The sequence below is a fragment of the Bacillus sp. FJAT-27231 genome (assembly GCF_001183975.1).
GTDB lineage: Bacteria > Bacillota > Bacilli > Bacillales > Domibacillaceae > Pseudobacillus > Pseudobacillus wudalianchiensis.
The window spans coordinates 4,182,234-4,194,409 of the sequence record NZ_LFZU01000001.1; the positions used below are offsets into that span (position 1 = coordinate 4,182,234).

Annotated in this window: 13 protein-coding genes, 1 tRNA gene, 1 other RNA gene and 1 other annotated feature (1 of these 16 only partly in view); of the genes, 13 read left to right on the top strand and 2 right to left on the bottom strand. The window is 41.3% G+C overall.

Annotated elements, in window-relative coordinates:
- Positions 1-243, bottom strand: the beginning of a protein-coding gene (locus AC623_RS19975; RefSeq protein ID WP_197090997.1) for a YaaC family protein. Its footprint begins 717 nt before the window's first position; 243 of the gene's 960 nt are visible here — the first part of the coding sequence; it begins with the start codon at positions 241-243; the stop codon falls past the left edge of the window.
- 107 nt (positions 244-350) lie between these two features.
- Between AC623_RS19975 and guaB the strand changes: the two genes are divergently transcribed.
- The 6 genes from guaB to AC623_RS20005 all read left to right on the top strand — a co-directional run bounded on the left by guaB (position 351) and on the right by AC623_RS20005 (position 6,911).
- On the top strand, positions 351-1,817 hold the full coding sequence (guaB, locus tag AC623_RS19980; protein ID WP_049665969.1) for an IMP dehydrogenase: 1,467 nt from the start codon (positions 351-353) through the stop codon (positions 1,815-1,817).
- Positions 1,818-1,976: 159 nt separating this feature from the next.
- Complete coding sequence (locus AC623_RS19985; RefSeq protein ID WP_156187143.1) at positions 1,977-3,323, top strand: D-alanyl-D-alanine carboxypeptidase family protein; 1,347 nt, start codon at positions 1,977-1,979, stop codon at positions 3,321-3,323.
- 144 nt (positions 3,324-3,467) lie between these two features.
- Positions 3,468-4,349, top strand: a complete 882-nt coding sequence (gene pdxS, locus AC623_RS19990) for a pyridoxal 5'-phosphate synthase lyase subunit PdxS (protein ID WP_049665973.1) — start codon at positions 3,468-3,470, stop codon at positions 4,347-4,349.
- 17 nt (positions 4,350-4,366) lie between these two features.
- Positions 4,367-4,954, top strand: a complete 588-nt coding sequence (gene pdxT / locus AC623_RS19995; RefSeq protein ID WP_049665975.1) for a pyridoxal 5'-phosphate synthase glutaminase subunit PdxT — start codon at positions 4,367-4,369, stop codon at positions 4,952-4,954.
- 161 nt (positions 4,955-5,115) lie between these two features.
- Positions 5,116-5,328: a binding site (T-box leader), on the top strand.
- Positions 5,329-5,378: 50 nt separating this feature from the next.
- The gene (gene serS, locus AC623_RS20000) at positions 5,379-6,656 is read left to right on the top strand and encodes a serine--tRNA ligase (protein WP_049665977.1); all 1,278 of its coding nucleotides are present in this window, start codon (positions 5,379-5,381) and stop codon (positions 6,654-6,656) included.
- 162 nt (positions 6,657-6,818) lie between these two features.
- A tRNA-Ser gene (locus tag AC623_RS20005) sits at positions 6,819-6,911 on the top strand.
- Between the two features lie 77 nt (positions 6,912-6,988).
- Here the strand turns inward: AC623_RS20005 and AC623_RS20010 are convergent.
- Entirely contained in the window at positions 6,989-7,543 is a 555-nt protein-coding gene (locus tag AC623_RS20010; protein ID WP_049665979.1) for an isochorismatase family cysteine hydrolase, read from the bottom strand.
- Positions 7,544-7,609: 66 nt separating this feature from the next.
- On the opposite strand from AC623_RS20010, the gene tadA reads away from it, so the two are divergent.
- The 7 genes from tadA (at position 7,610) to AC623_RS20040 (ending at position 11,867) form a co-directional block, all read left to right on the top strand.
- Positions 7,610-8,119 (top strand): tRNA adenosine(34) deaminase TadA, encoded by a 510-nt coding sequence (gene tadA / locus AC623_RS20015; protein WP_049665981.1) that lies wholly within the window; start codon positions 7,610-7,612, stop codon positions 8,117-8,119.
- A gap of 166 nt (positions 8,120-8,285) precedes the next feature.
- An RNA gene (gene ffs / locus AC623_RS21300) (signal recognition particle sRNA large type) lies at positions 8,286-8,551 on the top strand.
- 129 nt (positions 8,552-8,680) lie between these two features.
- On the top strand, positions 8,681-10,372 hold the full coding sequence (dnaX, locus tag AC623_RS20020; RefSeq protein ID WP_049665985.1) for a DNA polymerase III subunit gamma/tau: 1,692 nt from the start codon (positions 8,681-8,683) through the stop codon (positions 10,370-10,372).
- Positions 10,373-10,392: 20 nt separating this feature from the next.
- Positions 10,393-10,707 (top strand): YbaB/EbfC family nucleoid-associated protein, encoded by a 315-nt coding sequence (locus AC623_RS20025; protein WP_049665987.1) that lies wholly within the window; start codon positions 10,393-10,395, stop codon positions 10,705-10,707.
- A gap of 15 nt (positions 10,708-10,722) precedes the next feature.
- Positions 10,723-11,319, top strand: a complete 597-nt coding sequence (gene recR / locus AC623_RS20030) for a recombination mediator RecR (RefSeq protein ID WP_049665989.1) — start codon at positions 10,723-10,725, stop codon at positions 11,317-11,319.
- 4 nt (positions 11,320-11,323) lie between these two features.
- Entirely contained in the window at positions 11,324-11,542 is a 219-nt protein-coding gene (locus AC623_RS20035; RefSeq protein ID WP_049665990.1) for a YaaL family protein, read from the top strand.
- Between the two features lie 58 nt (positions 11,543-11,600).
- Positions 11,601-11,867 (top strand): pro-sigmaK processing inhibitor BofA family protein, encoded by a 267-nt coding sequence (locus AC623_RS20040; RefSeq protein ID WP_231603564.1) that lies wholly within the window; start codon positions 11,601-11,603, stop codon positions 11,865-11,867.
- Positions 11,868-12,176 lie beyond the last annotated feature (309 nt).

Here is a 12,176-nt window from a genome sequence, read left to right on the forward strand (position 1 = left end):
ATAATGGCTGAGTCCATAAAAAATAAGAACAGGCTGAATAGATAGTGGTGATTGAGCTGACTGTCTTAAAAAAACGCTGCCATGTTCCAAACTATATATAAAGCGAGCGCAATTATGGTAAGCAGCTTCCTCAGCGTTAGACAAGGCAAGGGAGCGGTAGGACGCTTGCAAAAACTTTTTTGCATCCTCTGTATTTTGGTAAGGCAACAAAGGATCTATTTGATGAAAAAGTTGGCTATTCATAGAGACCTCCAAATATTCTAAAAAGTCTAACATATTAAACATATCTTGACAGTATTTTGTCCAATTGATAACCTACTAATAATATTTTCGACCAGGAGGCTCATAAAATGTGGGAAAATAAGTTTTCAAAGGAAGGATTGACGTTCGACGATGTATTGTTAGTGCCTGCTAAGTCCGACGTCTTACCAAAGGATGTTAGTTTGCAAACCGCATTAACAGATACGTTGAAGTTAAACATTCCTCTTATCAGTGCCGGAATGGATACCGTAACGGAAGCAGAAATGGCGATTGGAATGGCTCGCCAAGGCGGTTTAGGAATTATTCATAAAAACATGAGCATTGAACAGCAAGCTGAACAAGTGGATAAAGTAAAACGCTCAGAAAGCGGCGTTATTACCGATCCTTTCTTTTTAACACCAGAGCATCAAGTTTTTGATGCTGAACATTTAATGGGCAAATACCGTATTTCCGGTGTACCAATTGTAAATAACGAGGAAGAACAAAAGCTCGTTGGCATTTTAACCAATCGTGATTTACGTTTTATCCAAGATTACTCTATTCTTATTAAGGACGTTATGACAAAAGAGGATCTTGTCACAGCTCCAACGGGTACGACTTTAGAAGAAGCTGAAAAGATTCTTCAAAAATACAAAATCGAAAAGCTTCCACTAGTGAATGAAGAAGGTAAATTAAAGGGATTAATTACAATCAAGGACATTGAGAAAGTGATTGAGTTCCCTAATTCTGCAAAAGATCGTCAAGGACGTCTCTTAGTAGGGGCAGCAGTAGGCGTAACGAAAGACACAATGAAACGTATCGAAATGCTCGTAAAAGCGAATGTAGACGCTATTGTAGTGGATACAGCGCATGGACATTCAAAAGGAGTAATCGATACGGTAAGAGAAATACGAGTTGCTTACCCTGATTTAAATATTATTGCTGGAAATGTAGCAACGGCTGAAGCAACAAAAGAATTATTTGACGCTGGAGCAGATGTTGTAAAAGTAGGAATTGGACCTGGCTCTATTTGTACAACACGCGTTGTAGCAGGGGTAGGGGTTCCGCAAATTACAGCTATTTATGACTGTGCTACAGAAGCGCGCAGACAAGGAAAAGCCATTATTGCGGATGGTGGCATTAAGTACTCAGGTGACATCGTAAAAGCGCTCGCTTCAGGCGGACATGCTGTTATGCTTGGAAGCTTGTTAGCAGGAACGCAGGAGAGCCCCGGCCAAACTGAAATTTACCAAGGACGGCAATTTAAAGTATACCGTGGCATGGGTTCCGTTGGTGCTATGGAAAAAGGGTCAAAAGACCGTTATTTTCAGGAGGATGCGAAAAAGTTTGTTCCAGAAGGCATTGAAGGACGTATCCCTTACAAAGGTCCTGTTTCTGAAACGATTTACCAGTTAATTGGCGGCCTGCGTGCCGGCATGGGCTACTGTGGTACAGAAACCCTTACAGACCTACGTGAAAATGCTCAATTCATTCGTATGACAGGTGCTGGACTAAGAGAAAGCCATCCACATGATGTACAAATTACGAAAGAAGCACCTAACTATTCTTTATCTTAAAGTGATCAGCTGTACGAAAGGAAATGCTTCCTTTTGTACAGCTTTTTTGCTTTTAGAGGCAAAAACTAAGCCATTTCTCTTCTATATTTCTAAAAGTCGTTTGTGATACAATAACGAATGTGTGAATAAAAGATGGAGGGTTTATTAGTGAGGAATCAAATGTTCAAAAAAGGGATCGCTTTTATGCTCAGCTTACTACTAGTGGCAGGTCTTTGGCAGCCACGTCCGAGCGTACAGGCGGAAGAATCTCTAAATGTCAATGCTGCTGCTGCTATATTAATTGATTCAGAGACTGGACAAATACTTTATGAAAAAAATGCCGACAAAATGCTTGGTATTGCCAGTATGACGAAAATGATGACAGAATATTTGTTATTAGAGTCAATTAAAGAGAAAAAAGTGTCGTGGGATCAGGAGTATACGGTTAGTGAATACGTCTATAAAATTTCACAAGATCGTGGTTTATCTAACGTGCCTCTTCGTTTAGGAGAAAAGTATAATGTTCGGGAATTGTACGAAGCAATGACTATTTATTCTGCTAATGCGGCCACCATTGCACTGGCAGAAACGATTGCTGGATCTGAAGCAAACTTTGTGAAATTAATGAATAAAAAAGGAAAAGAACTTGGCTTAGAAAAGTATAAATTTGTCAATGCATCAGGGTTAAGCAACAAAGATTTAAAAGGAATGCATCCAAGCCCAGGCAGTGCGAAGGATGAAAATATGATGTCAGCTAAAACTACTGCTACATTAGCCTATCATCTAGTTAAAGAGTATCCGGAAGTGCTGGAAACAGCTAGTATTACGAAGAAGAAGTTCCGTGAAGGTACAGATGATGAAACGAACATGGAAAACTGGAACTGGATGCTCCCATCTTTAGTATTTGGCTATGAAGGAATGACTGGGTTAAAGACAGGATCTACAGACTTTGCGGGGTATTGCTTTACAGGAACAGCTGAAAGAGATGGCAAGAAATTGATCAGTGTCGTAATGGATGCTACTGATGATAAAGGAAAAGGAAACCATAAAGCTCGTTTTACAGAAACGAAAAAGCTGCTCGACTATGGCTTCAATGAATTCGACCGTAAAGAGGTTGTTAAGAAAGGTGCTACAGTAAAAGGATACGAATCGGCTCCTGTAAATAAAGGAAAAGAAAAACAAGTAGCAATTAAGGCTGGAGATTCGTTAGCTGTATACGTAAAAAAGGGAGAAAAGACGAACTTTAAGAAGTCATTCAGAATAAAAAGTTCGGAAAAAGAGGGTTCTGAAAAAGTCCAAGCTCCTATAAAAAAAGGTAAAGTGGTTGGTTTTGTAACCCTAACTCCTCAAAAAGGCTCTGAATTGAAATATGTTGCCCATAAAGATAAAAATCAAGCGGAAGTGCCGATGGTAGCGGCTAAAACAGTCGAAAAAGCAAATTGGTTTGTGCTCTCAATGAGAGCGATTGGCGGCTTCTTTGCTGGGATTTGGACAGCAGCAATTGATACGATAACTGGTTGGTTTTAATAAAAATCACCTTCTGTTCTTGACAGAAGGTGATTTTTCGTGTTTATTAATATTTAAGCAATACATAAAATTTTTGAACTAGTGAAAAAATTGTGTATTTGGGAAAATAAACACTTACCAAAACAGTTACAGGGGGAGAAGAGAATGAATACAGGTACAGATCGTGTAAAGCGTGGAATGGCAGAAATGCAAAAGGGCGGCGTCATCATGGACGTGGTAAATGCAGAGCAAGCAAAGATTGCTGAAGAGGCTGGAGCCGTAGCCGTTATGGCTTTAGAGCGTGTGCCTTCTGATATTCGTGCAGCAGGCGGGGTAGCACGTATGGCAGATCCGCGTATCATGGAAGAAGTCATGCAGGCCGTTACAATTCCAGTTATGGCAAAAGCACGTATCGGTCACATTGTAGAAGCACGGGTATTAGAAGCAATGGGTGTTGACTATATCGACGAAAGCGAAGTATTAACACCAGCTGATGAAGAGTACCATTTGTTAAAGAGCGATTTCACGGTTCCATTCGTCTGCGGATGCCGTGATTTAGGTGAAGCGGCTCGTCGTATTGGTGAAGGGGCAGCGATGCTTCGTACAAAAGGAGAGCCAGGCACAGGAAATATCGTTGAAGCGGTTCGCCACATCCGTAAAGTAAATGCGCAAGTGCGCAAGGTTGTTCACATGAGTGAAGACGAATTAATGACAGAAGCAAAATTATTAGGCGCTCCATACGAAATACTGTTAGAGATCAAACGTGAAGGCCGCCTTCCGGTCGTTAACTTTGCAGCAGGCGGAGTAGCTACTCCAGCGGATGCGGCTCTTATGATGCAACTCGGAGCAGACGGTGTTTTCGTTGGATCCGGTATCTTCAAATCCGACAACCCGGAAAAATTTGCAAAAGCAATCGTAGAAGCGACAACACACTATCAGGATTATAAATTGATTGCGGAACTTTCAAAAGATCTTGGAACGGCCATGAAAGGAATCGAAATTTCTACATTAGAACCAGCAGCTCGCATGCAAGACCGCGGCTGGTAATAAAAGGAGCGGATCATATGTTGAAAATCGGTGTATTAGGACTTCAAGGAGCTGTTCGTGAACATATCCGCTCAATCGAGGCATCAGGCGCTGAAGGAATCGTTGTAAAAAAAGTAGAACAATTGGCAGAGCTCGACGGTTTAATTCTTCCGGGCGGTGAAAGTACAACGATGCGCCGGCTTGTTGATCGATACGGATTTATGGACCCGCTCAGAGAGTTTGGACGCCAAGGGAAACCGATGTTTGGCACATGTGCCGGATTGATTATGCTTGCAAATCAGATTGTTGGCTACGATGAACCGCATATCGGTTTAATGGACATTACGGTGGAACGTAATTCCTTTGGACGGCAAAGAGAAAGCTTTGAAACAGATTTATCCATTAAGGGGATTGCTGACTCGTATACAGCGGTTTTCATCCGTGCTCCTCACATTGTATCGGTTGGAGAAGGAACAGAAGTCCTTGCTGAATATGAAGGACGGATCGTTGCTGCTCGAGATCGTCATTTCTTAGCTTGTTCTTTCCATCCAGAATTAACGGACGATCATAGCATTACAAAGTATTTTGTTCAAATGGCAGAGCAAGCGAAATTAACACACGTTTGAGAGTGTAGTAAAGCCTATATTCCACACTGTCAATCTGAAGAGGTTTGCCAGCAGCTTGGAACGCGGAAAAGTTTTTCTTTTCCGCGTTTTTATATAGGTTGTTTTTAGGAGGCTTGCACCGGCTAACGGAATGTAGTACATTAATTTATATCAATTTTATACAAAAATCGATGATAGGAAGCAGTAACAGGTGATCATTCGATCAGAGAGCCGGTGGGTGGTGCGAACCGGAGGAATACGCTTGTGAATCCGTCCTTGAGAGAAACGCTGAACGAGTTTTTTAGTAGGCGTTTACGGTAAAACCGTTATTTTTTCGAGTGGAAAGCAAAGAGCTTTCAACTAGGGTGGCAACGCGGGTATAACTCGTCCCTTTTTTAGGGGACGGGTTTTTTGTATGCAAAAAATTAAAAGGAGGAACCCCATTATGTTAGACATTAAATTTTTACGCAGCAACTTTGAAGAAGTAAAAAATCGTTTACAGCATCGAGGCGAGGATTTGTCTGCTCTTGATAATTTTGAAGAATTAGATCAGCGCCGCCGTCAATTGCTTGTAGAAGCAGAGGAATTGAAGAGCAAAAGAAATAGTGTTTCTCAGCAAGTAGCTCAATTAAAACGGGAAAAACAGGATGCCGATCATTTAATTAAAGAGATGCGTGAAGTTGGCGACCGCATTAAAGAGTTAGACGAGGAGCTCAATCAAGTAGAAGAAAAATTAAATCATCTATTGCTAACGATCCCTAACATCCCGCACGAAAGCGTACCAGTTGGAGAAACGGAAGATGATAACATTGAAGTTCGGTCATGGGGAGAGGTTCCTCAATTTGACTTCGAAGCGAAGCCTCATTGGGAAATCGCTGATGAACTGGACATTCTTGATTTTGAGCGGGCCGGCAAGGTAACGGGCAGCCGCTTTGTCTTCTATAAAGGGATGGGAGCAAAGCTTGAGCGGGCACTTATTAGCTTTATGCTTGATCTTCACACGGAAGAGCATGGATACACAGAAATGCTGCCGCCATACTTAGTGAATAGAGCGAGTATGACAGGCACTGGTCAGCTGCCAAAATTCGAAGAAGATGCTTTTCTAATTGAAAAAGAAGATTATTTCTTAATCCCAACATCAGAAGTACCTGTAACGAACTATCATCGCGATGAAATTCTGAGCGCTGAAGAACTGCCAATTGCTTATACGGCGTACAGCACGAATTTTCGCTCTGAAGCAGGTTCTGCCGGCCGAGATACACGCGGATTAATTCGTCAGCATCAATTCAATAAAGTTGAGCTTGTCCGTTTTGTAAAACCAGAAGAGTCTTATAACGAGCTTGAAAAGTTAACAAGTCATGCAGAGAAAGTATTGCAATTGTTAAAGCTGCCTTATCGTGTTATGAGTATGTGTACGGGTGATTTAGGATTTACAGCGGCGAAAAAATACGACATTGAAGTATGGATTCCAACACAGGTTACGTATCGTGAGATTTCTTCTTGCAGTAACTTTGAAGCATTCCAAGCGCGCCGGGCGAACATCCGTTTCCGTCGCGAGAAAAACAGTAAACCCGAACATGTTCATACACTAAATGGATCTGGATTAGCGATTGGCCGTACGGTTGCTGCTATTTTAGAAAATTATCAACAGGAAGACGGCAGTGTTGTGATTCCTGAAGTGCTTCGTCCTTATATGAGAGGACAAGAAAGAATCACTCATTAAATGACAAAGCCAGAAGAGAACGTTTCTCTTCTGGCTTTATACTGTCTAGCTATATAAGCTTCAGACAATAAACGTAGTATGATTAAAATGAACGTCCTTACATTTTTAAAAAGAATGTTGACATCCTAAAGAAATATATGATAAATTAATTCTTGTCGATACGGAGGAATACCCAAGTCTGGCTGAAGGGATCGGTCTTGAAAACCGACAGGCGGGTTAAACCGCGCGGGGGTTCGAATCCCTCTTCCTCCGCCATTATTGATAACAAGCGCATAAATTGGAGATAATGAAATCCACTGCTTTCTGCAAAGCGGTGGATTTTTTTATTGTGATCAATATTCTTCGATAAATTGGTCTACTTTTCTCGTATCAGCCTTCAATACGGTCCGCATCATCTCAAGTGCATAATGATTGTCTTTTACTGTTTCCGAGGCAATAGCGTCTTCAGGAACATAGATAGTATATTCTCTCATATAAGCATCATTGGCTGTGAAAAATACACAGATATTACCGGCTATCCCGGTAATGATGACTGAATCTACGTTCAATTGGCGTAAAAGTGTGTTCAAGGCTGTTCCATAGAAGCCAGAGTGTTTAGGTTTAATTAAAAAATAGTCATCAGATTCAGGTTTAATCTGCTGTATAATAGGTTCGCTGCGTTTATTTATCGCGTGCCCTATAACGGTGTTTAAGTCAGCTTTCCAAAGACCATAATGATCATTCACATAAATAACGGGGATTTGCTGTTGCTTACAAAATGTTTTTAACTTTACTATAGAAGGACAGATTTCTGTTGTATTAGCAGCAAGTAAATCTCCCCGGGGAAAATCAAAATCATTGATTAAATCAACTATTAATAAAGCATATTTTTTGCTGGACTCTGCCATATGTGTACTTCCTCCTTTTTCTCTACCGTCATTTTTACCCCATTTCGCCTAAAAGGAGCCGGATTTATGAAAAAAAATGATGAATTTTATATGAAGCTTGCGATTGAAGAAGCAAAGAAAGCCGAGTCCCTTGGAGAAGTGCCAATTGGGGCGGTCGTTGTTTTAAACGGAGAAGTAATTGCTTCTGCTTATAATCTACGGGAGACAACCCAGAATGCGATTACGCATGCCGAGCTGCTGGCCATTGAAAAAGCATGTCAAAAAGTAGGTTCTTGGCGTCTCGAAGAAGCTGAACTTTATGTTACTTTGGAGCCTTGTCCTATGTGCAGCGGGGCTATTATTTTGTCACGGATTGAGCGTGTGATTTATGGGGCGAAAGATCCGAAGGCAGGTTGTGCAGGCACCCTGATGAATTTATTAGAAGATAGCCGTTTCAATCATCAAAGTGAAGTCGTCTCAGGAGTACTTGAAGAAGAATGCAGCAATATGCTGTCTAACTTTTTTCGAGAGCTTCGGAAGAAAAAGAAAGAAGAGAAAAAACGAAGGAAGGAGCAGACAGCAGAAGAGGAAGAATAAATGAAGCTGTCATCCAAGACTTGTTAACTAAAAACTGCTAAAAATAGGAATTGGATTTACCCTAGTGTACATATTGCTTTTTTATCTTGATAGGGGTATAATATGTTTTGTGTCAGGTAAATGATAAAATCATTTTCGGCACCTTAACTATATGGTATCAATCTTGCCGTGCTAGGTGGGGAGGTAGCGGTGCCCTGTACTCGCAATCCGCTCTAGCGGGACTGAATCCCTTCCCGAGGCTTGCTATACTGTAGGGTCTGCCTTAAGTAAGTGGTGTTGACATTCGGGTCCTGCGCAATGGGAACCCATGAACCATGTCAGGTCCGGAAGGAAGCAGCATTAAGTGGACTCTCTCATGTGCCGCAGGGCAGCCTGGATCGAGCTAACTGCTTGAGTAACGCTTATGGTTAGAAGTCGACGGAAGGTGCACGGCAGTTAAATTAAATTATGAAATGAAACAACTCATCCATTTGGGATGAGTTTTTTTATGAGAACTTTGAAAAAGCAAATTCAGATAAGGTATAATATTATTTAGAGAAATAGCGGAAGAGGAGGGAGAAAATGAGCTATCAGGCATTATATCGCGTATGGCGACCGCAAAGTTTTATCGATGTTGTTGGACAAGAACATATCACTAAAACCTTGCAAAATGCCCTCCTGCAGCAAAAAATATCCCATGCCTATCTATTTTCTGGACCGCGGGGAACCGGAAAAACGAGCGCGGCCAAAATCTTAGCAAAAGCAGTAAACTGTGAACAGGCACCAACGGCAGAGCCATGTAATGAATGTGCTTCCTGCCGAGGGATTACAGACGGTTCGATCCAGGATGTCATTGAAATAGATGCTGCTTCTAATAACGGGGTAGATGAGATCCGTGATATCCGTGATAAGGTGAAATATGCGCCGAGTGCAGTAAGATACAAAGTGTATATTATCGATGAAGTTCATATGCTTTCTACGGGGGCTTTTAATGCTCTTCTAAAAACATTAGAAGAGCCCCCAAGACATGTCATGTTTATATTAGCAACAACAGAACCTCATAAAATACCTTTAACGATTATTTCCCGGTGTCAGCGTTTTGATTTTAAGCGAATTACTTCACAGGCGATCGTCGGACGCATGGAGCTGATCATGAAGGAGAGTGGATTAGCATACGATGAAAAGGCACTGCCGATTATTGCCCGTGCAGCGGAAGGCGGTATGCGTGATGCCCTAAGCCTTCTTGATCAGGCCTTATCCTATAGCGATGATCAATTAAAGGAAGAGGATGCTTTAACGGTTACGGGAGCTGTCGGTCAAGGAATGCTTAATGAGCTTGCCGAAGCAATATTGGAAAGAGACACGGCGGCTGCTCTTGCGATTTTAGAAAAATTATTAATCCAAGGGAAAGATCCTGCTCGTTTTGCTGAAGACTTTGTGCTTTATTTTCGGGATATGCTGCTTTACAAGACAGCCCCTCATCTTGAAGAATCGCTTGCACGGGTTATGATTGATGAAGTATTTGTTTCTGTTGCGGAAAAAATGGAGCTGGAAAGCATTTATGAGTACATTCATATATTAAATGAGACTCAACAGGAAATGAAATTCAGTAACCATGCCAGAATATATATGGAAGTAGCACTGGTAAAGATCTGTCAGCGGCGTTCTTCAAGAGCATCTGTAGATATGCCGGAAGTACAAGAGCTAATTGGCCGTATTCAGGCGCTTGAAAAAGAAATCCAGCAATTAAGAAACCAGCCTATCCAGCAGGCGGAGCAAGCAGATACGCAAGCACCTTCGAGACGGCCAGCGCGTTCTTCAAACGGATTCAGAGCACCTGTTGCTAAAATTGAAAAAGTGCTGTCTGAAGCAACGAAACAGGATGTTCAGCTTATTAAGAGCCGCTGGGGAGAGATGCTCGATATTTTAGGGCAGCGGCAAATGCGTTCACAAGCGGCTTTGCTAAATGATGCTGAGCCTGTAGCTGCTTCTAAGGAAGCTTTCGTGTTAAAGTTTAAATATGAAATTCATTGCCAAATGGCGTCTGAAAATAAGCGCTTTATCGATACTATTTCTTCTATACTTCAGGAACTAGCAGAAAACACATACCAGGTTGTCTGCGTACCGGAAGAGGCATGGCTTACGATCAGGAAGAATTTCATTAAAACACAGAAAACAGACAGCAATGAGCAAGAAGCTGAGCAGAGCGAGGACCCTTTGATTGCAGAAGCATTAAAACTTGTAGGCGAGGACCTGCTTGAAGTTAAAGACTAATAATTTGGAGGATGATGAAGATGCGTGGAATGGGAAATATGCAAAATATGATGAAGCAAATGCAAAAGATGCAAAAGAAGATGGCGGAAGCACAAGAAGAGCTTGCTACAAAAGAGTTTGAAGGCACAGCAGGGGGCGGAATGGTCACAGTTAAAATTTCAGGCCAAAAAGAGGTTGTAGATGTTTTAATTAAAGAGGAAGCGGTAGATCCCGATGATATAGAAATGCTCCAGGACTTGGTACTTGCAGCCACAAACGACGCACTTAAAAAAGTGGATGAAGAAACAAACAAGACAATGGGCCAATTTACAAAAGGGATGAACCTTCCTTTCTAGGAGGTTTTATAAATTATGTATTATCCTGAACCGATAACTAAGCTCATTGACAGCTTTATGAAATTGCCAGGCATCGGGCCAAAAACTGCGGCCCGTCTGGCGTTTTTTGTCTTAGATATGAAGGAAGAAGACGTTCTTGATTTTGCTAAAGCGCTTGTCAATGCCAAAAGAGACCTGACGTACTGTTCTGTATGTGGACATATTACAGATAAAGATCCGTGTGCTATCTGCGAGGATGAACGACGTGATCGCAGTGTTGTTTGTGTTGTTCAAGATCCTAAAGACGTAATTGCAATGGAAAAAATGAAAGAGTACAACGGTCTTTATCACGTACTCCATGGAGCTATCTCTCCAATGGAGGGAATTGGTCCGGAAGATATTAATGTGCCGGATCTTTTAAAAAGGCTACAAGATGAAACGATTAACGAGGTTATTTTAGCGACAAACCCGAACATTGAAGGAGAAGCAACAGCCATGTATATCTCCCGTCTATTAAAACCAACCGGTATTCGGGTTACCCGTATTGCCCACGGTTTGCCAGTCGGTGGCGACTTGGAATACGCTGATGAAGTAACGCTTTCTAAAGCACTCGAAGGCAGAAGGGAAGTATAAAAAGATGTTTTTCCGAAAGAAAGCCAAGTTACAAGCGGCTTATAATGATCAACTGATTCAACTGCTGGAAAAGTCCAGAAAAGAATGGTTTAAACATCGTGAATTGCTGCGCTTGAGCTTTGAACCAAACGAGGAGCTTGCCGCTCAAACAAAAATGTATGAAGCGTGCTATTTCTTCCTATTTAGAGAAGCGAGAAAAAGAAACATCAGCATAAAACAATAACCTTTTTCATATTCTTGAAATGTGGACAAACTTCATTAAGAGAATAGGAGAGAGGTCTTTGTATATTGCTGGAGGTGTAATCCTTTTTATTTTGCTGATCAGTCTAATAGCGAGTATGTCATCACCAGCATCACCGTTAAAGTTAATGGGGATTCTTTTCATTAAACTGTCGGTTGGTGCATGCTTTCTTTTTTTGCTGAATTCATTTAGCGGGGATTATGGCTTGCACGTACCAATCAATTTTGTTACTTCTGCTATTGCTGGCATTTTAGGGATTGCGGGTGTAGTTTCCTTAGCCATTATACAACTATGGATCATTTGGTAAGCAGCGCGCATTCGAGTCGTGCTGCTTTTCATGTTTTACACTCACTAATATTTTTAAAAAAGGTATTGACGGTTTCTTGCTAACTTGATATATTAGAAAACGTTGCTGATGAAAACGACAGCTACTAAAAAATATAAAAAAGTTGTTGACTTTTCATCTAGAACTTGATAAGATAATAAAGTCGCTTGATTGCGACAAGCTTAAATTGAACATTGAAAACTGAACAAAATACATGCCAGTAAGTTAATTCTTATTTTAAATTATGAGCAAGTCAAACATCTTTTTGGAGAGTTTGATCCTGGCTCAGGA